At 40.2% G+C, this 25,285-nt stretch carries 19 protein-coding genes and 1 pseudogene; 8 read left to right on the forward strand and 12 right to left on the reverse strand.

The genetic code is table 11. The annotated features are described in order from the left end of the window. Positions 1 to 49: 49 nt before the first annotated feature. The 7 genes and pseudogenes from V7L12_RS27015 to V7L12_RS27045 form a co-directional block, all read right to left on the reverse strand. A complete protein-coding gene (locus V7L12_RS27015) occupies positions 50 to 1,054 on the reverse strand; it encodes a zinc-binding dehydrogenase (RefSeq protein ID WP_335089051.1) in 1,005 nt (334 codons plus the stop codon). Positions 1,055 to 1,184: 130 nt separating this feature from the next. Then, positions 1,185 to 1,421, reverse strand: coding sequence for a DUF4351 domain-containing protein (locus V7L12_RS27020; RefSeq protein ID WP_335089053.1), 237 nt, complete (start codon positions 1,419 to 1,421; stop codon positions 1,185 to 1,187). Next, positions 1,408 to 2,319 carry a hypothetical protein gene (locus tag V7L12_RS27025; protein WP_335089055.1) on the reverse strand — a complete coding sequence of 304 codons (912 nt, stop codon included), beginning with the start codon at positions 2,317 to 2,319 and terminating at the stop codon, positions 1,408 to 1,410. Before V7L12_RS27025 ends, V7L12_RS27020 begins: the two co-directional genes overlap by 14 nt. Positions 2,320 to 2,463: 144 nt before the next feature. After that, positions 2,464 to 4,743 carry a hybrid sensor histidine kinase/response regulator gene (locus V7L12_RS27030; protein WP_335089057.1) on the reverse strand — a complete coding sequence of 760 codons (2,280 nt, stop codon included), beginning with the start codon at positions 4,741 to 4,743 and terminating at the stop codon, positions 2,464 to 2,466. Between the two features lie 5 nt (positions 4,744 to 4,748). Beyond that, positions 4,749 to 5,195, reverse strand: coding sequence for a response regulator (locus tag V7L12_RS27035; protein ID WP_335089059.1), 447 nt, complete (start codon positions 5,193 to 5,195; stop codon positions 4,749 to 4,751). Beyond that, the gene (locus V7L12_RS27040) at positions 5,192 to 7,753 is read right to left on the reverse strand and encodes a GAF domain-containing protein (protein WP_335089061.1); all 2,562 of its coding nucleotides are present in this window, start codon (positions 7,751 to 7,753) and stop codon (positions 5,192 to 5,194) included. The genes V7L12_RS27035 and V7L12_RS27040 overlap by 4 nt, the downstream gene beginning before the upstream one ends. Positions 7,754 to 7,908: 155 nt before the next feature. Further along, positions 7,909 to 8,040 (reverse strand): annotated as a pseudogene (locus V7L12_RS27045) (two-component sensor histidine kinase); the annotation flags it as partial. Positions 8,041 to 8,457: 417 nt separating this feature from the next. Here V7L12_RS27045 and V7L12_RS27050 point away from each other — a divergent pair. After that, a complete protein-coding gene (locus tag V7L12_RS27050) occupies positions 8,458 to 11,319 on the forward strand; it encodes a hypothetical protein (RefSeq protein WP_335089063.1) in 2,862 nt (953 codons plus the stop codon). Between the two features lie 346 nt (positions 11,320 to 11,665). Here V7L12_RS27050 and V7L12_RS27055 read toward each other — a convergent pair whose 3' ends face one another. Further along, on the reverse strand, positions 11,666 to 12,097 hold the full coding sequence (locus tag V7L12_RS27055) for a hypothetical protein (RefSeq protein ID WP_335089065.1): 432 nt from the start codon (positions 12,095 to 12,097) through the stop codon (positions 11,666 to 11,668). A gap of 741 nt (positions 12,098 to 12,838) precedes the next feature. Further along, positions 12,839 to 13,270 (reverse strand): hypothetical protein, encoded by a 432-nt coding sequence (locus V7L12_RS27060; RefSeq protein WP_335089067.1) that lies wholly within the window; start codon positions 13,268 to 13,270, stop codon positions 12,839 to 12,841. 830 nt (positions 13,271 to 14,100) lie between these two features. On the opposite strand from V7L12_RS27060, the gene ppk1 reads away from it, so the two are divergent. Next, positions 14,101 to 16,272 carry a polyphosphate kinase 1 gene (ppk1, locus tag V7L12_RS27065; RefSeq protein WP_442947924.1) on the forward strand — a complete coding sequence of 724 codons (2,172 nt, stop codon included), beginning with the start codon at positions 14,101 to 14,103 and terminating at the stop codon, positions 16,270 to 16,272. 202 nt (positions 16,273 to 16,474) lie between these two features. Further along, positions 16,475 to 16,891 (forward strand): response regulator, encoded by a 417-nt coding sequence (locus V7L12_RS27070; RefSeq protein WP_335089241.1) that lies wholly within the window; start codon positions 16,475 to 16,477, stop codon positions 16,889 to 16,891. A gap of 129 nt (positions 16,892 to 17,020) precedes the next feature. Here the strand turns inward: V7L12_RS27070 and V7L12_RS27075 are convergent, their stop codons facing one another. Further along, complete coding sequence (locus V7L12_RS27075; protein WP_199784779.1) at positions 17,021 to 17,194, reverse strand: hypothetical protein; 174 nt, start codon at positions 17,192 to 17,194, stop codon at positions 17,021 to 17,023. Positions 17,195 to 17,605: 411 nt separating this feature from the next. Between V7L12_RS27075 and V7L12_RS27080 the strand changes: the two genes are divergently transcribed. After that, positions 17,606 to 18,175, forward strand: coding sequence for a DUF2854 domain-containing protein (locus V7L12_RS27080; RefSeq protein ID WP_334815567.1), 570 nt, complete (start codon positions 17,606 to 17,608; stop codon positions 18,173 to 18,175). A gap of 336 nt (positions 18,176 to 18,511) precedes the next feature. On the opposite strand, the gene V7L12_RS27085 is transcribed toward V7L12_RS27080, so the two are convergent. Continuing rightward, complete coding sequence (locus tag V7L12_RS27085) at positions 18,512 to 18,772, reverse strand: chlororespiratory reduction protein 7 (RefSeq protein ID WP_334815565.1); 261 nt, start codon at positions 18,770 to 18,772, stop codon at positions 18,512 to 18,514. Positions 18,773 to 19,560: 788 nt separating this feature from the next. Here V7L12_RS27085 and V7L12_RS27090 point away from each other — a divergent pair. Further along, positions 19,561 to 19,761 (forward strand): hypothetical protein, encoded by a 201-nt coding sequence (locus V7L12_RS27090; protein WP_335089069.1) that lies wholly within the window; start codon positions 19,561 to 19,563, stop codon positions 19,759 to 19,761. Beyond that, positions 19,749 to 20,774, forward strand: coding sequence for a PleD family two-component system response regulator (locus V7L12_RS27095; RefSeq protein ID WP_335089071.1), 1,026 nt, complete (start codon positions 19,749 to 19,751; stop codon positions 20,772 to 20,774). The genes V7L12_RS27090 and V7L12_RS27095 overlap by 13 nt, the downstream gene beginning before the upstream one ends. A gap of 57 nt (positions 20,775 to 20,831) precedes the next feature. Here V7L12_RS27095 and V7L12_RS27100 read toward each other — a convergent pair whose 3' ends face one another. Next, the gene (locus V7L12_RS27100; RefSeq protein ID WP_335089073.1) at positions 20,832 to 22,037 is read right to left on the reverse strand and encodes a histidine kinase; all 1,206 of its coding nucleotides are present in this window, start codon (positions 22,035 to 22,037) and stop codon (positions 20,832 to 20,834) included. Positions 22,038 to 22,652: 615 nt separating this feature from the next. On the opposite strand from V7L12_RS27100, the gene V7L12_RS27105 reads away from it, so the two are divergent. Next, positions 22,653 to 22,826: a hypothetical protein gene (locus V7L12_RS27105; RefSeq protein WP_335089075.1), complete on the forward strand. Its 174-nt coding sequence runs from the start codon at positions 22,653 to 22,655 to the stop codon at positions 22,824 to 22,826. Positions 22,827 to 23,625: 799 nt separating this feature from the next. Then, positions 23,626 to 25,020, forward strand: a complete 1,395-nt coding sequence (locus tag V7L12_RS27110) for an S-layer homology domain-containing protein (protein ID WP_335089077.1) — start codon at positions 23,626 to 23,628, stop codon at positions 25,018 to 25,020. Positions 25,021 to 25,285: the final 265 nt, after the last annotated feature.

Genomic DNA, 25,285 nt, shown 5'->3' on the forward strand with positions numbered 1-25,285 from the left:
CATTAGTCAGTTGTTAGTTTTTATGGGTGGTATAAGCTAATAATTGTTGTTAAAAACGAACAATAACTTTACCGCAATTTTGACCACTATATAAGTATTCCACAGCGTCAACGATAGACTCTATTCCTCTGAATTCTGTTGAATCAACAGCAGGTTTAATTTTACCTGTCGATAATAATTCCATCAGTCGAGACTGTTTCTCTTGTAAATATTCTGAATAGTCAACGAAGAGAAAGCCGCGTAGTGAGGCTGATTTCCATAGTAATTTGTTGTATATTCTCGGACGGTTTACCAACTCTAGTTCTGATGATAAGTATTCAGAAATATATCCGACGATAACTAATCTACCGCGCTGTGCCAGGTGATCAACACATATATCAAACAACTCACTCCCAACGCATTCATAAACTAAGTCAATGCCTTGGGGATATTCTTTTTTGAGAACTTCATCAAGATTTTCTTGAGAGTAATTAATCGCTCGATGACAGCCAAGCTGCTTGAGAAATTCAACTTTTGCTTGCGATCGGCATATTCCAATCACATGAGCACCTGCAAGCAAGGCGAGTTGGACAGCATAACTACCCGTACCACCCGCTGCAGCTGTTACCAATACCACATCACTGCTTTTGATTTCTCCAACAACTTCTAAACCAATTGCAGCAGTCATTCCACTGGCTACAACAGTCAGTATTTCTGGAGTCGCTTCTTTAATTGGAATAACTTGAGTAGCATCAATTGCAAAATACTCCCGGTATCCACCTCCTATTTGAAAAGTAATAACATGATCCCCTATGTTCAGATGTCGTACATTCTTACCAAGAGCAACGACAACAGATCCAGCTTCAACTCCTACATCGAATGGTGGTGTATTTACAAAATACACACCAGCAGCAATATTGACATCGGAAGCATTCACTCCAGCAAACAAATTACGCACGACAATCTCATTGGGAGCAGGTATAGGAAAATCAGCTTCAACAATATCGACAGCGCTTCTAAAATCTCGGCTCAACTGTTTGACAACTAGTTTTTTATAAGTCTTGGGGTTCATCATTATTTCTAAATAATTGGTATCAGTTTAAATTTCACTTACCAGCTGCTACTCCTAAATCTTAGTCCTGGTCTGTACCTTTAAACCTTTATTAGGTCTAGAATGAACGATGATTCTTGCCCTCTGAGTTCCTCTAGCAACCAGCTATGATGCCTCCTGTTGTGAAGTCTGCCATTGATGAAAAATCCAGCAGTGCTAATGCCAATGCTTCCAGTCCTTCCAAGCTCAAGGTAGAAATGCGTAGGCGTAGCCCCCCGCAAGCATCGCTCTCAATTTGCGATAACTGCCCCACCCGTTGCTCCAGTAAAAGCAGGACAAGCGATTGATCGTCCTTCCTTTCTTCTGCCGATCTCTGTTCAGCTACTTCCACCCACAATGTACACAGAAGAACCCAAATTCTCGTCGTCTGTACCAACCACTACACCGCCTTCTGCACCGGGAACAAGTTCCATAGCTTCAATTTTGTGATAATCAGAGCGGTAGAGAGGAATAAATTGAGAATTTTGCCGCCATACAATTTTGTTGCCACACAATCCCAAGTAACCAGCGACATACACAGCTGACTGAAATGGGCCATCATCTCCGGCATCACTTGCTGAAGTGATATATACAATTCCTACAGGGTCTACTTTAATATCTGAAATATGGCGAACATTTCCAGATGGAAACGGTACTTTCAGATTGGCAGAACCTGCGAGGGTAATTTGATATTTAGCCAAGTCAAATATTCCCCAAAAAATAGTTGCTGGTTGTTCTCCTTCACCTCGATGCCCCCAAATAGCAACTAATTTACCATCTATATTTTGTAATCCAAATGCTTCAAAATTATTTCCTTGAATAATTTCTGGTAGACTGAATTCTTTGAGAACTGAGATGGTTTTGTTGGCAGGCTCGAACCTGATGTGATAAGCTTTCCCAGAACTGCTTAAAGCGATAAAAGAAGATTTTGTTTTCTCTGGAACAGATGTTAAAGCTTCTAAGTCGATGGGCAATTCTGTATTATTTGGCCAATTCAAGGGGAAATATTCAGGCTGCCTTTTACCCTTAATGGTAATAATTGCTAAACGACCTTGGTTTTTTTGTTTGTTGTCATGGACAATCAGAAAATCGAGCCTATTGCTTTGTTGCTCTATCAAAGCTATACCACTGATACCGAAAGGGATGCCACCGCGAACCGGACGCCAATCTTGCGCCCAAACTTGCTGGGATATGAGTAACAATGCACCTAAAACTACTATATTGATGATTAACCTAAGAAACCGAGGCATATTGATTTAGCCAAGCTGTAAGTATCAGTAAAAGGAGTGTGTTAACGGATGCTCAATCATATCAAATCCAAGCAATTTGCACCCACATCAATAAAGCAGCGTTTTGTACTCACAGCTAACAGTATACTTACGTCATTACTTGACTCACGATAGTACTTTCTGTAAAGAAAGCAATAATTCGTTGACAGTATAGGGCTTCGACAAAAATGTATTGACACCAATAGCTGCTACTGCACTAAGCTTATTGTCAGACATAAGTCCACTGCTGGCGATAATTCTGACTTGGGGGTTGATTTTTTGCAAGGTACGCATGGCTGTTAAACCATCCAGTGAGGGCAGCATAATATCCATGAGGACGGCACTAATTTTGTCTCTATTTTGAGCATATAGCGCGATCGCCTCAATGCCATCACTGGCAACTAAGATTTTGTAGTTGTGAGCTTCTAATGATGTTATCGTAATCTCTTGAATGGCGGCTTCATCATCCACAACCAAAATCAATTCTCCATGTCCTGTCTGTGGTGGCAAATTTTCGGGACTGAGTGTTTCTATTCCCCCCACTGCTGGCAAGTAAACCTTAAAGCTAGTGCCACTTTCCGGTTCACTATACACGTTCACAAAACCTCCGTGACTTTTAACGATCCCCAATACTGTGGAAAGTCCTAAACCAGTGCCTTGTCCAACATCTTTTGTAGTAAAGAATGGCTCGAAAATTCTATCTAGCATTTCTTTAGGAATCCCAACTCCAGTATCGGAGACAGTAATCACTATGTAAGGCCCCTCTTTGGCTTCTAGGTTCATGCGGGCATAATTTGCGTCAATCAATATATTTTCGGCAGAGATACTCAAAGTACCGCTATTGGACATAGCATCGCGGGCGTTAACGCAGAGGTTCATCAGCACTTGATGCAGTTGAGTACTATCTCCAGAAACCATCCACAAATTCTGCGGTACATCGGTGCTGATGTCTATCGATTTGGGAAATGTCTCTTTAAGTATCTTGGCAATTTCCACAATTATATGTCTGAGTTGCAAAGTGATGTGCTTCCCTTCTACACCCCGCGCAAAGGACAGCACCTGTTTGACCAAATCAGCACCGCGTCTAGCGTTGATTTCTAAAATTTCTAGTAGATGACGAGTCCGCTCATCTGCATCGGGAAATTTCAGCGGTAGCAGTTGCGCTCCTGCCAAAATCGGTGTCAGGATGTTGTTGAGGTCGTGAGCAATACCACTAGCTAAAGTACCAATACTTTCCAGGCGTTGGGCACGAAACAATTGGGCTTCTAGGTGCTTTTTCTCGGTAATATCTGTGTCAACGGTGAGAATTGATTTGGGTTTCCCTCGTTCATCGCAAACCAGACTCCAGCGACTAGCCACAAGGATTTCTTTGTCAGTTTTTGTAAGTTTAGTTAATTCGCCCTGCCACTTACCTTTACTAATAACTTGCAATAGAGCCGCTTCAATTTCCGGTGAAGGTTCGTCATACAAAAGTTCGCTAGCATTTTTACCCCAAGCCTCTTTAGCTTGCCAGCCGTAAAGTGTTTCTGCACCTTTGTTCCAGAAAATAATTTGATTGTTTAAATCTCGGACGCAAATGGCATCTGTGGTGACATCTAGTAATGCTGCTTGTTCGCGAATTTTTTCTTCTGCCAATTTGCGATCGCGTAGCGCAGCTTGGCGATCGCTAATATCTATACTAGCGCATGTCACCCCGACAACTTCTTGGGTTTCATTCCGTAGTGGCTCGATAGTTAAGTCGTAATATCGAGTTATATCTTTGATAGTAATTGATACTTCTTCTCGCGTTCCTATGCCTGTGGTTAATACTCCACGTTTAATTGTAATGAGACGTTGAGCATCTTCAACTGGGATCAGATCCAAGTCTTGTTTGCCCAACATTTCCTCAACAGTCAATTCGTAGGGGGGATTGTAAACCCAGCTGTATCGTAACTCCCTATCTTGGTTGTAGACAAAGATTGGAGAGTTTTTGAGGGCAACCCGAAATCGTTCCTCACTCTGTCGCAGTGCGTTGTCTGCGCGTTGACGTTCGATCGCATAACGCATTGAGCGCACCAGCAAGTCGCCGGTTACTTGCCCTTTTACCAAATAATCCTGCGCTCCTTCCTGCATTGCCCTAATTGCCAGGGTTTCATCGTCTATACCCGTGAGCACAATTATCGGAGTGGCTTTTGCGTGATTGTGAGTGATGACAAAGGTTTCCAGTCCCTGGCCATCTGGCAGCGAGAGGTCTAACAGAATTACATCAAAAATTTCCTTTGCTAGGTAGTCAAATGCTTCTGAAAGCCGCACAACGCGGTTCAAATCAACTACAACTGTGGTAACTTCCTTTAAAAACTCCTGTAATAAAAAGACATCACCAAGGTTATCTTCTACTAATAAAACTTTAATATTTTCACCTGCCATTTCCATTACTCCGGTGGCAGTTTTACGATCGCAAACCAAAAATTTTCTATTGATTGGACAATTTTAACGAATTGATCGAAATCTACTGGCTTAGTTATATAACAGTTGGCAAAAAGGTTATAGGCTTTGAGGATATCTTCTTCAGCCTGGGAAGTCGTCAAAACGACTACAGGAATTCTTTTGAGGTTTTCATCTCCTTTAATTTCTGCCAGTACCTCCCGCCCATCTTTTCTGGGCAGGTTGAAATCGAGCAACACAATATCTGGATGGGCTGCTTTGACATATTTTTCCTGTTTTCGCAAGAATGCCATTGCCTCTACACCATCTTCGACCACGTTCAGGTGAATCGAGATTTTGCTCTCTTCCAGGGCGATGCGTGTGAGTTGGGCATCCCCAGGATTGTCTTCTACTAACAAAATCTGAATAGGCATAATCGCTGTTAAGGTGGTCACGATAGCTTAATATCTCTATCTAGAATTGTGAAGTAGAAAGTCGAGCCTTGACCCGGTTTTGACTCAACCCAGATCCGGCCGTCGTGGCGTTCTATAATTTTTTTACAAATTGCCAGACCAATTCCAGTACCTGGATACTTGCCTGTACCATGCAAGCGCTGAAAAATTATAAAAATTCGTTCTGCATACTGGGATTCCAAACCAATCGCATTATCGCGCACCCAGAACAACCATTCATCTACCGACGGGATAGAATTTAAATCTTCCCCATCTGCATTTGCATCTCTCTTCTCTACTCCGATGTGAATTCGTGGCTGCTGATTCTGGCAAAACTTGATCGCGTTGGCGATCAGGTTTTGAAATACTTGTGTCAGTTGAGTAGCATCAGCTATCACTTCAGGTAGAGTATCATAAGTGACAACTGCTTTACTATCCGCGATCGCAACTTGAAGATTAATCAGCACCTGTTCTAAGACAATACTACAATCAACTGGCACAAAAGGTTGTCCACGAGTGCTGACGCGGGAATAGTTTAACAAATCGTTGATTAGGGTCTGCATCCGGCTGGCCCCATTTACTGCGTAGGCAATAAACTGATCCGCATTGGCATCCAGTTTGTTTTTGTATCTCCGCTCCAGCAGTTGTAAATAACTAGTTACCATCCGCAATGGCTCTTGTAAATCATGAGAAGCTACGTAGGCAAACTGTTCTAATTCTGCATTAGAACGAGTCAGTTCCTGACTTTGCTGGGTTTCTTTTTCTAATAGTTGTGCCTGAGATAAAGCAATCCCAATTTGATTCGCTAATTGCTGTAACAAATCCATCTCAAACTGATTCCACTGTCGAGGTGCGCCACACTGATGAGCTAGTAATAAGCCCCAAATATCGTCCCTGACAAGAATCGGCACTACCAGATTAGCCCTGACAGCAAACTGCTGAAGAAATTCTCGATGGCATGGTTGGATATGAGCAGCTTCAATATCTTCAAGGGCACTTACTCTCCCCTGGCGATATCTTTCTATATATTCTTCTTTAAAACAGGGGTCAAAAAGATTTTTTCCTAGAATTACCGGCCAACCAGGCAGCACTGCCTCTTGTACCACTGTTCCCGAACCATCAGGTTCCAGTCGAAAAATTAACACTCGGTCAGCTTGCAGTAATTTTTGTACCTCTGTGACAGTGGTTTGAAGAATTTCATCTATTTGTAAAGATTCTCGAATTTTCAGGGTAATTTCAGCAAATAGTTGCGATCGCAGATTTTGCCGCTTTAATTCTTCATCTGCCCGCTTGCGATCCGTGATATCAGTATAAGAACCAACCATCCGCACTAGATCACCCAATGCGTCCCAAAGTGCCTGTCCTCGATCTAGAATCCATTTATAGCTGCCGTCTTGGCACTGGACTCGATATTCACAGACGTAAAACGGTGTTTTCTTAGCAAAGTGGTCTTGGAAAGCCTGAAGTGCCCAATCTTGCTCATCGGGATGGATTCGTTTTGTCCATTCATCCCTACGGTTGGAAACTTCGTGGTCTTTATAGCCGAGCATTTCCTTCCATCGAGTTGAGAAGAACACTTCATTAGTCTTGAGGTTCCAATCCCAAATACCATCATTATTACCATGTAATGCTAATTGCCAACGTTCTTCACTTTCTCGTAGTGCTTCTGCTGTTTTCCGTCGTTCAGTAACGTTTTGGAAATAAACAGACAAGCCGTCTTTTGCCGGATAGGCATGAACTTTAAGCCACTGCTGCTGTGGCAGATAGAACTCCTCAAATTCGACACTAACCTGTTCTAAGATTGCCCTGTGATATTCACAATCAAATGTTGTGCCGATAATTTCTGGAAACACCTCCCAGATGTTTTTACCCAAAAGCTCATTGTGAGTTTTTTGTAACAGCCGTTCTGCTTGGCCATTAATATAGGTGAATTGCCACTTTTTATCCAAGGCAAAAAAACCATCAGTGATACTTTCGAGAAGATTGCTAATGCGGGTTTTGGCGGTTTCAGATTGGGCACGAGCTGCTTGCTCGTGCGCCACTAGTTTCTCAGTAACTTTAGATACTTCTCTTACATGACGCCTGAGTTCGAGTTGGTCGATTACCAGGCGACTCAAACCCACAAACGCCTCCACTTGTTTTTGGCTTAGTTCTCGTGGAACTTGGTCAATTGCACACAGAGTTCCCAACATATCTCCCTTCGGAGTAATTAAGGGTACACCTGCATAAAACCGTATATATGGATAGCCAAGTACTAGCGGATTACTTGCTAACTTCTCATCAGCTAGGGTATCAGTAACCACCACAACATTACGCTGCTCTTGGCAAAGGTAAGATAACCCAACACTCCGGGGCATTTCTGATACATCTAAACCTACTTTTGCCTTAAACCATTCACGGTTTTCATCAAAAAAATTTACCAAAGAGATGGGAGTGCCACAAATAAATGCCGCTAACTGAGCAAGATTGTCGTAGGCTTCTTCGGGTTCGGTGTCAAGAATTTGATACTGGCGGAGGGCTTCTAACCTTACAGCTTCAGTATCAATATGTCGAGCTTTCATTAACTTTTTTTAATAAATCTAAATGTGATATTCAGTCAGCAGCATGATTATCTCAAGAATAGCTTAACCTTTTTTAATAATTTTTAATCCCTTTCTCACCTTTGGCTGTTCAGGAAAGTCTGTTAAAAGCGATTCTTAAAGGATGGTTGAAAAGTATTTTTCGTAATATCTAAGTCAATCAGTCTACTGCGGATGTATAAATAAACTCCACTAGCAAACAGCAGTAGTAATACGACAGTCATGTAAGTGTATCAAATTGATAGACGGCAGCGAGTAGCCTGAAGTATATTTTTTACTCCATTTTTTAAGTTAATCGGCTTAAATTACGTATTTATACGGCTAATTAATAGCTAAATTTTTGAGTTGTGGTGATTTTGCTGAGGTTGAATTTTTGCTCAAGAATTACACTCTTGTTGCAGTAAATCTGCTTAATCCTATTTTATTATTTGCGGACAGGATAAGAAATCAAACTTTTTTGACTATATATATTTACTGAAACACTGTTGAATCCATCGAATCAAATAAATCAATAATAAATTCAAAGACCAAGTATTAAATAATGGTTAATTTTCGATATTAGCTAATGCTCAATAGTTTGAATCGCCAAAAACTTTATTCTGAAAACATTGAAAAATCCAAATCAGAAAAGCATCAATATTCCCCTAGTGAGCTTAAAAGAAAATGTAAGAATTCTTGTAATTTGTTTGTTATCTTCAACAATTTTATACAAAATTATATTTATTAAATTATCTGCGATCGCTCTAGACATAGACAGGCAAAACAATATTGATTTAATCGCTAATCATAACAAATTATTAATCAAGTCCGATAAAGAAATAGATAACTCTCAAGGTAAAGAACTGTTAAAACAGGCTTTAAGAAAGTCTAACTCTAACTTAAAGAAACCAAAACAGTTACGAAAATTCACCATTGCTGACGTTATCCCAATTGAAGAATACAAAGACAAACCTCCCAAGCTACCTGAAGAAGATGAAGAAAAACCCCAACCAAATACAATTCAACCATCAAATTCAAATCCATCAAAACCATACACACCCCAGCAACAAATACTAATAGAAAAACTACGCCGAACAAAAAAGCAACCACAAGCAATCCAAAAAATAGTAATTCTTGATGCCCTAACATTTAGCGCCAATAAATATCCTTGGATTGTTAACCCTACAGATAACCTTACTTTTTCCACAGAATTATTTAAGCCAAATAAAAATGAAAATTATATAGATACGGATATAAGAGTAAGATTTTCTGGAGACAATCAGATTATTGATAAGTTTACTTATGCCAAATTTCCCAAGGCTGACCAGTTTTACTGGGTTCTCGATCGCAATAGAATAGTAGTTGAAACTAAAGGCTCCCAAGTCGGTATCCTCTCTCAAGGAAGACAAACTAATACTTATATTACCCAAAATGTTACCTCACAACAGGCATTTTGGGGATTGCAAACTCTGTTCGCCATACCTACAGATTTTCAGAGTTTAGCTGGAGAAGTTGATACTGATAATTTTTCTGTAATTTCAATAGCAGGACAATTGATAAATCCTGAAGGTATACCGGCTGGCAGAGTTATTATTAATAGTGGGATTGACGTAAACAATCCTAATGTCACAGTTTTAAAAAATCCTATTCCAGTTATTGGTAGTGGCTCTACTTTGAGCGTTGACGGTGGACAAGCTTTATTTCAAGCTTTAGATGCTATCAATGCTCCTAAAATTCTGCAAGGCTTTCCAACGACCAATATACAACCTTTGCTAGATGATGGAAATGTTCAACTCAAGGTGGGTGAAATTATTCCTAAGAATGCTCTAGAAGCTGCTGGTATCTTCTGGGGAGACATTTTGACAGGAGAAGGTTTTGGTTTTACTGCTCCTGTCTCTTCCTTTCCAGGTATTAAGGTTGCTCAACTTGGAAAATTTGATAACTTTGATTTATTAAATGTAGCAGTCAATCCTTTTCTCTCTCAATCCGAGAAAGACTTTCATTATCTTAACTCTTTACAGTGGCTATCTTTAGGGAGAAGACAACCTGTATTTGAGACACTATCTCAAACTCAAGAAAGTTCTGATTGGCACAGAATTTATGTTAGCCATCCTCATAATCGCAGTTTAATTCAATATGACCCAGTGGCAATTAAAGCTACTTATTCTAATATTTTTTCTGCTCCAGGATTATCTCTAACAGCTAAATTCAGCAATACTAATATTGATACTATTCAATCAGTGAACTCTACATTAGGTTTGCTATTAGGTGGAGTTTTTGAAGCTATTAAAATCGATAATATTCAACAAGGTTTAGAAGAAGCTAGACAAAAACTTAAGAATGGAGAAGGTTTTACTCCTTTAAATACACCTGCTACGGCTAACCAAAGAAGACAAATCAATAACAGGTTGAATCGTACTTTATCCTATGCCAATGCAGCCAGTGGACTAGAGCAGGTATCTGGAACTTATACATTTCCCAGTCAAGTCACTCCTAACAACTCTAGCATCTTGCAAATAAGAACGGGAAACCACAAACGAGCAGTTCAGTTTCTTGAAAGAAATATTTCTATTTTAGATGAAGGTGATACATTTTTTTCCGATCTCAGACTTTCTAATGAAAAGTTTGGGCCTTTGACCTTCATTGGGAACCCAATTCCTTTAAATGATACTTCTATTAAACCTATTAACGAATCCTCTGCTGTAGAAGTAGTTTTGACAAACCCCCAAGGACAACAATTTGTACAAAAATTTAATTCAGCAGATACTACGATAGTACCGCTCCAGGTGCGAGCAGCTGATTTAGCATTCGATTACATGGAACTTACTAGAGTTGACAAAATAGGTGTTAGTTTTAATAACTTTAACGGTTATCTATCTTTACCGACAGTTGAATTATTAGCAGCGGGTTCTTCTGGAAATTTTAACTATAGTGCCAATTTAGGAACGTGGTTTAATATAGATGCTAGCTCGGCACCAGGTGTTTCCAATAATAACTTAGGAATAGAAGAACCAACTTTAGGTATCTATACTAATATACTTGTCAACTATATTAAAACTGATATACGGTTAAATTCAGCCAAAAAACCAGTAGCTGTTAATACTCACATACCCTACTTGAGACTTGACTGGAATAGTGCCTCTAATAAAAATAATCCTTTTTCTACTTACTTAAGTTATTTATATCAGCATCAAGAAAGAAATTTCGGTTTTTCCTTATCTCCTGGAATTGCTTTTATTGAGAATAATAGCAATGGGGAATTTTTAGGTCTTTTCAATGGAGAATTTAGTACTAGTTATGGTTTGAATTTAAAGACAAACCTAGAGATAGGGAAAGAACTTTTCTTTGAATTTCAAGGATTACACAGAGTTAGCAAAAATATTTCTGCTGGTGTTTATCTAAAAAATTATAGTGTTAATAATCTGGGTTTGAGCAGCCGAGTTTCTGGCTACAACTATGGAGTCATTCTCAGGCACAATTTTCCAGATAATGGTGTGTTTATAGAAACTCAAATTGGTACAGGCGAGAATGGATTTGATCTAAAGCTTCAAGGTGGTTATCGATTTTGATGGCATTAATGTAGCGCACTAAATATCCACAGAATAAAGTCCTTGTCATTCCCAACATCTTTTAAATCTTCCACTTCGTTGTCATCCCGCCTCGGAATCAATTCCGAGGCTAATATCTAAAGTCCTCTCAAGAGGACTAAATACAAGATTTTAACCAATCTAGATGCCCATCTTCTGTAAAAGATAAAATTAAAGTCCACTTAAGTGGACTTTAACTATTAGCCAGGAAGTTTATTTCCTGGCGGTATGTCGGTAAGCAAGACAATTTAACTATTACAACAATGTGGAAGAACCCCAACTTCTTTGAGAAGTCGAGGTTCTAAGGTTTTTAATTTATAAATTTTGTCTAATCTAAAGCACCTAAGCCATTATTACCAGCGCCCGCTCGGATTATAGTTGTTACATCTTCAACAGAAGTACTATTATTTAATAAATTCGCTGCTGTATCAATAAATGTGTTTGGGTTAGAGAGTGTAGTAGTTTTAACTACTGCTGGGGTTATAGTTAGACCAGTTATGGTTTCGTCATTTCCACCTGCTATTCCTCCATAGGTTGGTGCAATTGTTAAACCTCCGTCATAGTAAGAGCCAGAAGGTAAAAATACTTCGCCAGTGACACTGAGAAAACTACCAGAAGGTCTAATAAGAGTAACAGCACCAATAGCAGTGGCTTGTTGTGCATTTACTGGCGCTGCTAAAAAATTTCCTACACTCACTAAACCTAACAAGCAAATACTTCCTCGAAGAATTATAGATAATTTTTTAGATAAGCTATTCATGTTTTATAAACTTCTCATGTTTCTCGCCTTAGGCTCGTTTCCAGATTTTGCTTAGAAATGCAGAATATGCATCGGCCAGCAGAAGTCGAAGCAGAACCTTTTGTTATCTGGCTTTTCTTCTTTCAGTGTATAAAAATATAAAACCTTTGTTGGGAGCGTTTTGTGAAAAATGGACATTTTGAGGCTTCGTATTTTTACGTAAGCTCTCTATTCAATATTCAGTGAGAGTTTCAGGGTTTATATTGATATCACTAAAGCTATGTAAAAGGATGATGAGGAGTTGGATAGCAAATCATTAGGGAACTCCAAGAAATAAATTATCCAATATTGTGGGGTAGGCATCTTGCCCGCCCAATAAACAAAGGCAGGCGAGACGCCCACCCCACAATAAATAATTGAATATTTTTTTATTTGGAAGTCCCTTAACGCTTTCATTCCATTTGCTTTAAAATCTCGTTTCCAGGTCTAATAAGGAAATGTTCTTCATTGGGCTGCTACCGCTAATAATGGAGGTGGAACCTCCCAATGGGCATTCCCAGTCGGAGACTGGGAACGAGGCACAAGACGAATAACAAGATTCCCGGCTTCTTGAAGAAGTCGGGAATCTGAGCCACAAAATAAATATAGGGAACAGATATAGCATTGCTATTTCTCCTCCCTATGAACTATTGATTTTTTCAACTGTTCTATCAGCTGCTAAAAATTTTGTAAGTACTTACGAGGCAAAAGCAAAAACTTAATCTATTCTAAACCGCCTAAGCCATTAGAACCAGCACCAGCCCGAATGATCGCTGCTTGTGCGCCAATGTCGCCAGCTGTTACAGCTGCGTCTAAGGCTGCTGCTGCTGAAGCAACGAAGGGATTGCTGCTAGCAGAGAGGTTTGTAACGTCAGCTGTGCCTGGATCTATTTCCAAAGAATCTACAGTTTCATCATCTGTAGCTGCTGTACCAGTACCATAAGTAGGTGTAATTGTTAAAGGGCCGGGGAAGTATGCGTTATTAGGCAAAGCTAATTCACCACTAACACTTACAGAAGCGCCTGAAGCTCTAACAATAGTTACAGCACCACGGGCTGCTGCTTGATCTGCACTTGCTGGTGCAGCCAGGATATTACCAACGCCAACCAAACCTAATAAGCAGATGCTTCCTTTAACGATCGCAGAAATTTTCATGATTAACAAACTCGCCGTGTTGTTTCTCTTTACGTTTTCAATATAACCATTGACTACCAAAAAAATCTCAGTAATAAAACTGAAATTTTGATAAATTATAGAGGTCATAAATTAAAAAAACTAATAAATGTAAGTGTTGGTGTAGATCGGAATAAAAGCTTCAAAAAGCTTATAAAAACTGCGTTTTAGCAAGGCTTGTGCCTACTCAATGTCTGTATTAAAGCTGTGGTAATAATTACTAAACTCCAGATTTTGTAACACCAAATCCAGAAAGTACTGGAGGTAAGGCTTTAGACTGCTTCCAACACCCCGCTCCTCCGTAAACACTGCTTAATAATTCGTGAAAAATTGTCAGATATGGCTATATCATATCTTTGCTAAATCTTAAGTGCATCTTTATGGTTAATATGCTATGGGCAACGATTTGAATCCCCAGGCTGATCGCAGTTATTGTATGGATGCAATATTTTGAAAGGGCACATAACTATACGCCAATACCATATTCCACAAAATTGAAAAGGGCTATAAAATCTAGTTATAGGTAGGGTGATTATCTGGAAGATACGCAAGGCGATCGCACAAAGCACCCAAAAATTTCTTATAAATGTTGGCTTTCGTGCCTACACAAGTTAATTTTTGAATCTTTGACTAAAGTCATTTAAATACAAATAGATTTTTGATTTAAGTATGATATCTATCCTTTACCAGTAGCGAGGTAGAGAATCAGCACAGCCAAAAATTGCTTTAGCGTTTTGCTCAAGCACCATTTAACTTACTATGTTTATTGTCCCCCAGCAAAATGGGCTACATCTGCCTGCCCTTAGGTCATTATGGCAAAATCTAAGAAAAGCGCTACCCCCATCAATCTTAGCGATCCACAATATTATCTTAACCGAGAGTTAAGCTGGTTAGAATTTAATGCCAGGGTTTTACATGAAGCCTGTGACGATCGCACGCCTCTTCTGGAACGCCTCAAGTTTTTGGCAATATTTAACTCTAATTTGGATGAGTTTTTCATGGTGCGCGTTGCTGGTTTAAAGCAACAAGTAGAGGCAAAAGTTAGCCTGTTAACTCCCGATGGTCGCACACCACAACAACAACTAGACGATATTAGGTCTACCCTCACTCCCCACTTTCAGAAACAGCACCAACATTTTGAGGAAGTACTTCGTTCTCTACTAGTAAATCATGGCATTCATATTCTGAATTACATAGATTTAAATCAAAAGCAGCGGACTCATCTCAACAGCTATTTTGAGGAACAAGTTTTTCCAGTTTTGACTCCTCTGGCTGTTGATCCTAGTCATCCCTTTCCTTTTATTTCTAATCTCAGTCTGAATCTGGCTGTTGTGGTCAAGAACCCAGACACCGAAGAAGAATTCTTTGCCAGAATCAAAGTCCCTAGTGTTCTACCACGATTTTTACCGATACCGCCTGAGTTGGGAGATCAGAACAGCGAAAAACCTGCCCACTGGACTGGAGTACCTTTAGAACAAGCGATCGCTCATAACTTAGAATCTCTATTTCCAGGGATGAACATTCAAGAATATCATCCGTTCCGCATTACCCGTGATGCCGATTTGGTCTTAGAAGAAGATGAAGCAGATGATTTGTTGTTAGCGATCGAACAGGAATTGCGAAAACGGCGGCTGGGTGGGAGTCCAGTCCGGCTAGAAATTCAATCCCAGACTCCTGAAATAGTGCGATCGCGATTATTGCAAGATTTAGAATTAACAGAAAGTGATGTTTACGAGGTAGATGGTCTTTTGGGACTGCGGGATTTAATGTACTTTATGTCCTTACCATTGCCGGAACTCAAAGATCCACCACGCCAATCTGTTGTACCGTTACGCCTGCAAAGGCTGAGAGAACCGAGTTTAGATCCAGATGCGCTGGAGACGGACGAAGGAAAAGACTTTTTTGCTGTAATTCGAGAAAAGGATTTACTAGTACACCATCCCTATCAATCCTTTTCGGCTACAGTAGTGCGCTTTATCACCCATGCCACCTACGATCCAAATGTGTTAGCCATCAAGATGACCCTTTACCGGACTTCTGGTGACTCGCCCATCGTCAACGCCTTAATTGCCGCTGCTGAAAATGGCAAGCAGGTATCTGTGCTGGTGGAATTAAAGGCGCGATTTGATGAGGAGAATAATATTTACTGGGCAAAACGACTAGAAAGAGTTGGAGTTCATGTCGTCTATGGTTTAGTCGGGCTAAAAACCCATAGTAAAACCGTCATGGTGGTACGGCGCGAAAAAGACCGGATACGTCGCTACGTGCATATTGGCACAGGTAACTATAACTCTAAAACAGCACGATTGTATACAGATTTGGGATTGTTTAGTTGCCGTGAAGAATTGGGTGCTGACATTACAGATTTATTTAATTTCTTAACAGGATATTCCCTGCAAAAATCTTATCGACAGTTGCTGGTTGCACCTGTGAATATGCGCGATCGCTTTTTAGCACTAATTCGCCGCGAAATTGAAAATGTTCAAAATGGATTTTCTGGACGGATTGTCGCCAAAATGAATTCCCTAGTCGATCCAGAAATTATCGGCACTTTATATGAAGCTTCCCGCGCCGGAGTGCAAATCGACTTAATTATTAGGGGTGTTTGTTGTTTACGCCCAGGAATCAAAGACATTAGTGAAAACATTCGCATCATCAGTATTGTCGGTCGCTTTTTAGAACACTCTCGGATTTATTATTTTCATAACAATACACAGGAGGAAATCTATATCGGCAGTGCTGACTGGATGCGCCGCAACCTGGATCGCCGAGTCGAAGTAATTACCCCAGTAAAAGACCCAGATATTGCTAAAGATTTGCAAGAAATTATGGGAATTATGCTCGCAGATAATCGCCAAGCTTGGGAATTACAAGCTGATGGTACTTACATTCAACGGCGTCCTTATGATGATTCTCCAGAAGCTAATTCACAAAAAATTCTCATGAACATGGCATTACGCTCAACTGGTGTAGTCCCAACCTGATTGATTAAAAAATAAGTTACTTATACCTTGACAACTAGCTCAACTTAGTTTTTTTTGGAAAAATTGAATTTTTTGAGCAGTTGTCTAAGTTGTTTATTATCATAGGTTCAAACAAGTTATTCAACCATAGGATAGAGCCAGTGCTGGCACTTGTTCTCATAGACTAGAGAGGTTATTCTGAATAAATTTGTCTTTCCCCTCAATGTTAATGTTATCCTGCGAGCTTTCTACCTTGCGTGTTTTAGTAGTTGATGACCACGAACTGACTCGCTTAACCTTACAATTGGTTTTTTCTTGCCAGGAAAATATTCAAGTAGTAGGTTTAGCCAGTAATGGTGAAGAAGCTATAGAAATGGTTAAACGTTGCCATCCTGACGTAATTGTTCTAGATTTACAGATGCCAGTCATGGATGGGTGGAGTGCGTCTAGTCACATTAAAGCTATATCTCCAAACACCCAGATACTTGCTTACTCCTCAGTGGAAGACGTAAATTTTCACGGGACAAAGGCAATGTCTAGCTTTGATGAAGTTTGCAAGAAAGATGTACCGACAAGCGAACTTGTTGCTTTAGTTAGGCAGCTGGGTCAGCGTGCAGGTGATGGTTCAGTGGCAGGATAAATGATGCAGTGATTATTGCTTCGCCAACTCAGGCTTAGTCCAATTCTGGGGATTTGAAGACATGATACTACTGAATAACGTCGGTCTAGCCTGAAGTTGAGGTTAAACCGACGTAATTTTTGATAAATTCTACTCTACCGGAATGGTGCGTCTAAATTCATCAATTAGTTCATCCAGTTCTTCCAAAGCCTGATTTACGTCAATTCTCAAAGTTCCCAGGTTTGGTTGCTCCAGTAAGCTTAATAGGTAATCGCGTTTACTTTGAACTGCGACAATTCGTTCTTTTATAGTCTGTAGATCCATTATTTTTTTCCTATCTTTAACTACCTTTAAATTTAAAGTTAACTCAAAATCTAATATTCTGGGACACTATACGCCCTTAGTAGTCAACTTAGAGCCACTTGCCTTCCCTACGAGATGCTGCGCGAATGTAGACTAAGGAAAAATTGAGTGTTTGAAAATCAAAAAGACAAAGATGGATAAAGTCCCCTTTAAACGAAGCCAGTGCTTTGGGCAAAAATGCCTGACTTGTTCGTTCTTGGTGTGTTCCCTTTCGGCTCTTGAGCAACTGGCGTGCGGTTTCTAACCGCCTTAATATGGCAATTTAGGGTTAGTTGAATACTAGCGCCTGGGGACGATGTTCTTTCCTAATTTGTTGCTCATAGCCGATGATAATAAAACTAAGGTATTCAGACTTTATACTAATTTAAGCTCATGCTACGCCAAATCTCTTTGGGAACACTCGGTCTAACTATCGGCGGCATATTAACCATCATTGGCTTCGTCGCCTATGCTGATAATAATGCCACACTCAATCTTGTCGGATTTTTTTACGGGATTCCTCTATTATTGGGAGGACTGGCGCTAAAAGCTAATGAACTTAAGCCAGTACCATTTAGCCAAACTACCTCACCATCAGCATTGATACTGCGCCAGCAGCAAGCAACTGATACGCAAAATAAAATTCGCAAAGACATCACCCGATATTGCTACGGTCAAGATGCTCATCTAGATACAACACTTTCTTTTCTGGGTTTGAGTCCCACTGACCAGGAACGGCCAATAGTCACAGGGTTACGAGAAACAGAAGTTAATGGGAGCTATGCCCTAATTTTAGAATTTGATTCACAGCTAATACCAATTGATGTATGGCAAAAAAAGCATGAAAAAATGACCAATTATTTTGGTCCTGGATTGGAAATTCAAATAACGCAGCCATCTGAAAATACAATTGAGCTAGCACTAATCAATATTCAAAAAGAATCACTAGTCAGTAGTCAATAGTCAATAGTCAAGAGCAAAAATTATCGTTACCCAAACTTCATTCCTTTATGACTTGTTGTTACCCATATCTCTGCAACAGTCAACATAATTAATAATTCATAATTACAATTAGTGGTAGCTCTTGTACTCTCCATTCTCTTGTTGACCACTAAATTTTTGATGAGTGTTTGGACTAATGTACAGTGTCTTTAACTAGGAATTATGAATTAGTAATTATTCTTTTTGGAATTCCCTTAACCACGATTTATATCCCCGACTTCTTCAAAAAGTTGGGAATCTGAGCAGCAACTTTTACTTAAAATCTTTAGGGCTTCTCTTAAGCACTTAACCAAAAACTTACTTTTCTAAACGAACTGCGTACCACTGTAAATATTGCCCAGGGCTAATATCTAATTTGCAGCTAGTGTCAAGTAAATATTGTGCTTGAGCTTCCACAGTATCGAATTTTTGCAAGTCAGGCGGCAAATCTTGAATTATGAGTTGTTGAAGAGTTGTTTTGAGCTTTTCTAATAACTCTGATGGTGTCATAAATTGTTCTGGTTGATTTGTTTCGAGAACAACAAAATTATCCTGCTGATACATTAATGAGTCTGGCATTTTAAATATTTAGCGAATGTCAAGATGTTTAGACTATTTTTCTAAGAACTTTTCCTTGTTTGTGTAGTCAAAAAGATAGCACTTTTATGTGCTGTCTGTAAAGCAGTTAGAGGATTAGTTGTTCAAAATATTAATCTTAATTTAGTACATGGTAGTAACATATAATCTTAGCTACTAAATTGCTATCTTTCCAAAAAAACAGTCTATTTTTTAGATAACTAGATATACTGAACCTAATTAAATAAAAATTTCACTTCATTTATTAGCCCAGAACGACTTACAGCGCTATTTCATTTTCATCTGCCTCAGAATTGATTCTGAGTCTAATCGGACTCATTCGTCTAAAAACGACTAAGAAAAGGTTATAGTTCGTTAAAACAGAATTGAGTATGATCTGCAAAGCTGTAGTTGTAGGGGGTTTATGGCTAGAACGAAATGGTTATAGAGTCACTTGAAAATAAAGCTTTAAACTAAGTTAAATCTCAATCTTATGTAATTATACTAAACCTCAGCAAGCCTTGTCGAATAGACTAAATAAATTTCAGTCAGGTGATATTAGTACTTAGTATTAACTATCTTCTGAAGGTAATTTGGCAATTGCCTTGCTCTGGATCGCTAGGTTTCTCAACTAACTACACAACTCAAGAATTAAGCTGTGTATTTGTAATTCTCAAAAAAATCGTAATTTGACTTTAACAATAGGGAAATATAAAAGTAACATTTCCTCCCATAACCATCGCTGAACAATAAGGTAGCAATTGCCTTCGTGTTCCAATTACAGATTGTCTATGCAACTTATTTATCTACCGCTTGCTTGGCCCAACAACATTAGGCAGTCCATTGTCAAAAAACAGTTGATTGTGAAGCCAGACACACCTTTGCCGCAAATCCTGGCATTGATGAAAATAGCGATCGCCCCCATGCGATTGAGTTGCACAGCCTTTTTCAGGATAGTCCCGCAAGTGGAAGGCAACTCATGTCAGGTATAAGCCCATTTTCTGTTTCTAAACAACCACCACTGATTCTAGTGGCTGATGATGACAAGACCATCCGGGTATTGTTGCGTAAAGCAATGGAACAAGAAGGTTATCGAGTGGTCGAGGTCAATGATGGTAAGCAGTGTTTAGATGCCTACGAGACTATCAAACCAGATATAGTTTTGCTAGATGCTGTAATGCCTGTGATGGATGGCTTTACTTGCTGTAAACACTTGCTCCAGATTGTCAGGAATAATTTAATCTCAGCCCTTGCCACCTTTGATACTGACTCGACCCTTAACAATACGGTCATCTCTAAGATATGGGAGCGCACTCCCATCTTGATGATCACATGCTTGGACGATGAGGAATCTGTAAACCGTGCTTTTGAAGCGGGAGCGAGTGATTATGTCACTAAGCCAATTCACTGGCCTGTATTACGCCAGCGGTTGCGCCGACTGCTACAGCAAGCACAAGTATACAAACAGTTAGAGGCGGCAAACGAAGCTTTGCATCACCTTGCCAATGTAGATGGCTTAACTGAGTTGGCTAATCGTCGCCGCTTTGACGATTATCTCAATACTCAATGGATTAATCTCGCACAAGAGGGATTTCCCTTGTCAATGATTTTGTGTGATATCGACTTTTTTAAATTTTATAATGATAAATATGGCCATCCGGCAGGGGATGTATGTTTACAAAAGGTGGGTGCTGTCTTAAGCCTTAAGGCACAAAAACATCAGGATTTAGTAGCGCGTTATGGTGGCGAAGAATTTGCTGTAATTATGCCATACACTCCTGCATCTGGCGCACTTCACGTTGCCGCGGTGATCCAAGCGGGAATCAAAGATTTGCAAATTGTTCATGACGGTTCTGCGGTGAGTCAGCACGTCACTCTCAGTATGGGCGTGGCAACTGTTGTCCCGACTTGGGAATCTTCACCTTCAGAGTTGATCGTGCTGGCAGATAAAGCACTCTACCAAGCAAAAGCCGGGGGACGCGATCGCTTTGTCTCAAGTTCTTAATTGTCATTTGTCATTTGTCATTTGTGAACGATTAAGCCCATGCCCCATGCCCAATACCTAAGAAGGATAAACTGGCAAAGTGAAGTGAAACCATGCTCCGTTATTGGGGGCAGAATCCACCCAAATTTGGCCATAATGTGCCAGAACGATGCGTTGGCATAAACAAAGTCCAATGCCGTAACCTTCTGTACCTTCATCCCGTTGCAGGCGGAAGTGGTTTTCAAAGATGCGATCGCGATTTTCTACAGGAATACCAGACCCAGTATCGCCAATACTAAACTGAACTTTTTGAGTAGTGCGGTGCAATCCGGCAATGCTAATCTTGCCACCTTCTGGAGTGTATTTGATCGCATTATCCAACAGATTTACTAGCACTTGGCGGATGCGTTCTGGGTCAGCATATACATAAGGTAAGTCATTGGGAATATCCGTTTCTACCTCTTGAGATTTGGCGGTGTAGCGATCGCACAATTCTTCTAGTACATCTAAGCACAGTTTACCTAGCTGTACCTTTTGTGGTAGTATAGGAAATTCTGTATCTTTGCCACGACCTACCTGCAAAAGGTCGGCAATCATCCGATCGATGATCTTAGTTTGATTACGGGCTTGTTTTAATAGATGCGCCGTCAAGGATGGTTTGAGGCGCTCAAATTGGCCTGTTTCTAAATTGTAGTTAGATTGGAGAGTTTCTATGGCGATCGCGGCGGCAGTTAGGGGATTGCGAAGATCGTGTGCCAGCATCGCAATCACCCGATCTTTAAACTGTAGCTGCTCTTGGAGGTTATCTTTTTCCTGTTTTAAGCGAAAAATTTCGTCTGAGAGTCGGATGAGTTCGGCAGAAACAGCAACTGAACGGATGGTGGATTTGGGTGATGTCGCCCTAACAGTATCGTCTACCCGTTCTTGTAAGTCTTCCTGTAATTTTAAGTAGGCGTCTACAGCGGCTTGCCAGCGAGGCCACCAGTTTTTCAATTGCGCTATGATATTACTCCCAGCCAAAACCTGTCGTGGTTCCGGGTGAATTTTGATTAAAGCTGGCGTTGCTACCAATTTAAAGTGTTCTGCTAAGTAAGGTTGTTGACCAACATCAATAGTTTGAAGTTCAAAACTATACTCAGCCTGCAATTCTTTTAAGTAAGCACGTATTCGCTGCACCTGTTGACGGGACTTGGGGCGTCCATCGACAAACAGTAACAGCTGGAGTGGAGCCTCAGAATAAATAGGCTGATCCTGGGAAACTTGCATGTAATCGTGTTTCAGCACTGGTAACAACCCGGTGACGCTTTACAGAAAGTAAAAAGGACTGACGGTTGTCGATGGTCGTTGTTTTTTCTTCTTAATATCTATTTTAGATTTTCATACTCCTATCCGATCTGCGTTTTTGACATCAGATATATCTTTTTCAGCCTTTTGCTCCCTTTTGGTTAACTTCATCTCCAAGAAACACCCAAGCCCCTTGAATATAAGTCTTAATTTGCCCTGAATCAAAAATTTTCGCCAGAGCCAGCAGGTGAAAGGTTTAATACTATGTCAGATCGGCTAGTGCAGCACCATGTCATTTTGAGTACTCGCTTTCAGCAAGCGATGTCTACGACGGGCTACGCCTACGCCCAAGAAAACACAGATGCTGATTGTATCTAATCTATCAGGAAGCTGTTAACTGTTCAGACCAAGTTTGTAGAGGGTTTTCTCAACCGCCAGTGCATTTGATGAAGTGTCTTTTTCGCTTCTAGCCAATCATTAACTAGGCATTGGGACAAACAGCCAAAGCCAACTCTGTACTACTTCTATAACTTGCGAAGCGCACCTTCCAGCTTTCCTAAAAGAACCACAGCCCTATCCAAGAATAACAGGGGATGGGTTGATTGAGGGAAAGTTTTGGATAACATAGAGGCGAGCGCACTTTTAGAGGAAGTACTCACTGTTTTCGAGGCTGTTAATAAAGTCTTGACTACAGCACAAGTAGCACTTTCTCCAGAAAATCAATTTAGAGATAGGGAAACTGCTGCGACACTTGACTGCTTTACCTATTACCCCAGTCGCCAAGAATAACGAACTTACGCTAAGTTCCTGGAATTGTTTAACACTGGCATTTTTCAGCTATTGCCTGACTCACATTACCATCGTCAGATGAATAATTTTCAGAATCGATTGTCAGCCAGTGTTAGTTAACTCGATCTATTCTCCTCTTTGGGTGAGGCTAAGGGGAGCTTTATTCCTAGTCTATCACTTCAGTTGCTTGGCGATCGCATTACAACTAGTGCATCTGGAAGTAGATTCAAGGTTTTGCTAGCTAAACTGTTTTTTGACCAGTTATCAATTAATTATCTGCTCTACAATTTGGATATTTAGATAACTCTCTGAAAAATTGGTTCACAATCTAGTATTGCTCGGTTTGTAGTCGGTGGCTCTAGTCCTCATCTAAATCCTAAAGTCCTTACTACGAACTCCCAACTTATAAAACTCTTGTCTAGCAAGGATTTCAGGTTTATTTATATTTTTTTTCCAAAAATGTTAGTTTTCCAGAATTTTAGGGAACTCTATAAATAAGCATAGGAATTATCAAAACCTAATGGCTGTAAAACGAAGACAATACGGTAGCTTTTGCTACCGTTTACTCATTTTTGGAGATATGATCACCAACATAGAAATTTACGAAGAAGACGTAGTGAGTCGGTAGTGTCTTTTGGTGATACATAGAGTCAGAAGAGAGCAGGGGAGACGAGGGGATAACGGAGAATTATTGAACAAGTCTTTCCCTTGTCTACCTTATCTCTTCTCTATGCCCCATACCCATTTAATGGACAGTCTGCGCTAGGGTAGGAATTGAAAACTCAATTTGTGATTTCCTGTGCTTCCCTGTAAACGTCCAGCTGTATTTCTAATTTGGGCTGTTATACTCACTTCGTTAACAGCGTGTGCTAATAGTCCAGTCGCCAAAAACCTTGAGCAATCTTTGGCGGCAGATCCGAAACTGCAAAGCGATGGAGTTGTCTTTGGAGAATCTCAAGGTAATCAACCGCAAGCACAGCAAAATAAATCAGCAGTTCAGTTACCATCTGATTTTCCTAAAGATATCCCTTTATATTCCAATGCCAAACTACAGGAAGTTACACCTGCTAGTGGCTCAGAAAACAAAATCTCAACTCGTTGGTTAAGTTCTGACCCCAGTAATTTTATTGCTAGTTTTTATCGCAGCCAGTTTCAAACAAATAACTGGCAGATTTTACAACAGCCGACAGATGATGCCGGGGGGGCTTTTGAGGCACGTCGCAACGATTTGCTGTTGAAGGTTTCCATCCAGCCCAAATCAGTTACTAATGCCACACCTAATCAACCCCAAACAGCCACTGAATTACTGATTGATTACGTACCGAATAGTACAGCATCAGCACAACCTACTTCAACTACAAATCCTAACGAAACTGCTAACGCCGTTCCTCAACCAGGCAATTCACAATTCATTGGCCCAATACCACCCACAAACTTGGTAGCACAGCCACCAAGCACAGCTAATAACCAAACAATCCCTACAGCCACCCCTAAATCTCAGGTATTCAACGATTTGAATAAGGCACCACAAGAATGGCAGCAACATATCCAAGACTTGGCTGCATTAGGTGTTTTGTCTTTAGAAGCAAAGATAACTAAGAGCAACTCCACTACCACAACTAATCAGTTTGAACCCGGTAAAATCGTTACACATCGGGAATATGCCCGTTGGCTAATTGCTGCTAACAATGCTGTGTATACTAACAATCCAGCTAAACAGATTCGCTTGGCATCAGAAAGTACTCAACCAGCTTTTAGTGATGTGTCAACAAAAGACCCTGATTTCCCAGCAATTCAGGGATTAGCCGAAGCTGGATTAATTCCCAGTCCTTTGTCTGGAGATTCTACAGTAGTTTTATTTCGTCCTGATGCACCTCTAACGCGGGAACAGTTGCTGCTGTGGAAATTACCCCTAGATACTCGCCAAGCTTTACCCTCTGCTAACTTAGATGCGGTCAAACAAAGCTGGGGTTTCCAAGACGCAGCGAGAATTGACTCTAAGGCTTTAAGAGCAGTGCTGGCTGATTACCAAAATGGCGAACAATCAAATATTCGGCGGGTGTTTGGTTATACGACTCTATTTCAACCCAAAAAACCAGTAACTCGTGCTGAGGCTGCTACGGCTTTGTGGTATTTCGGTACTCAAGGTGAGGGTGTTTCGGCTACTGAGGCTTTGAAATTAAAGCAAAGTTAAAGCTATATCTACGACAGTCTACCTGATTTAGTTGCGGTTAGTCCACCATCAACATAAAAGTGGGCAATTCCGCCCTTGAGTAGACAAATTTTGCTATTTATTTGTAATATACTTATTTTTCATCAAGAAAATGTAAATCTCAGTTTTTTAAGCGTTTTTACTTATGTTTGATGAATTTTTGAGGCATAGTTAAGTAAAACAACGTAAATTAACTCAATAGACGTACTTAGTTTGGAAGTATCTCAAATTGAATACTTTAGTAGGA

It is taken from the genome of Nostoc sp., assembly GCF_036918245.1.
Lineage (GTDB): Bacteria > Cyanobacteriota > Cyanobacteriia > Cyanobacteriales > Nostocaceae > Nostoc.

Coding starts and splice junctions, on each gene's coding strand:
- V7L12_RS27095 (WP_335089071.1), top strand. CDS start 19,749: ATGTCAGGTATAAGCCCATTTTCTGTTTCTAAACAACCACCACTGATT.
- V7L12_RS27070 (WP_335089241.1), top strand. CDS start 16,475: ATGTTAATGTTATCCTGCGAGCTTTCTACCTTGCGTGTTTTAGTAGTT.
- V7L12_RS27040 (WP_335089061.1), bottom strand. CDS start 7,753: ATGAAAGCTCGACATATTGATACTGAAGCTGTAAGGTTAGAAGCCCTC.
- V7L12_RS27090 (WP_335089069.1), top strand. CDS start 19,561: ATGCAACTTATTTATCTACCGCTTGCTTGGCCCAACAACATTAGGCAG.
- ppk1 (WP_442947924.1), top strand. CDS start 14,101: ATGGCAAAATCTAAGAAAAGCGCTACCCCCATCAATCTTAGCGATCCA.
- V7L12_RS27075 (WP_199784779.1), bottom strand. CDS start 17,194: ATGGATCTACAGACTATAAAAGAACGAATTGTCGCAGTTCAAAGTAAA.
- V7L12_RS27015 (WP_335089051.1), bottom strand. CDS start 1,054: ATGATGAACCCCAAGACTTATAAAAAACTAGTTGTCAAACAGTTGAGC.
- V7L12_RS27025 (WP_335089055.1), bottom strand. CDS start 2,319: ATGCCTCGGTTTCTTAGGTTAATCATCAATATAGTAGTTTTAGGTGCA.
- V7L12_RS27085 (WP_334815565.1), bottom strand. CDS start 18,772: ATGCCAGACTCATTAATGTATCAGCAGGATAATTTTGTTGTTCTCGAA.
- V7L12_RS27030 (WP_335089057.1), bottom strand. CDS start 4,743: ATGGCAGGTGAAAATATTAAAGTTTTATTAGTAGAAGATAACCTTGGT.
- V7L12_RS27080 (WP_334815567.1), top strand. CDS start 17,606: ATGCTACGCCAAATCTCTTTGGGAACACTCGGTCTAACTATCGGCGGC.
- V7L12_RS27060 (WP_335089067.1), bottom strand. CDS start 13,270: ATGAAAATTTCTGCGATCGTTAAAGGAAGCATCTGCTTATTAGGTTTG.
- V7L12_RS27055 (WP_335089065.1), bottom strand. CDS start 12,097: ATGAATAGCTTATCTAAAAAATTATCTATAATTCTTCGAGGAAGTATT.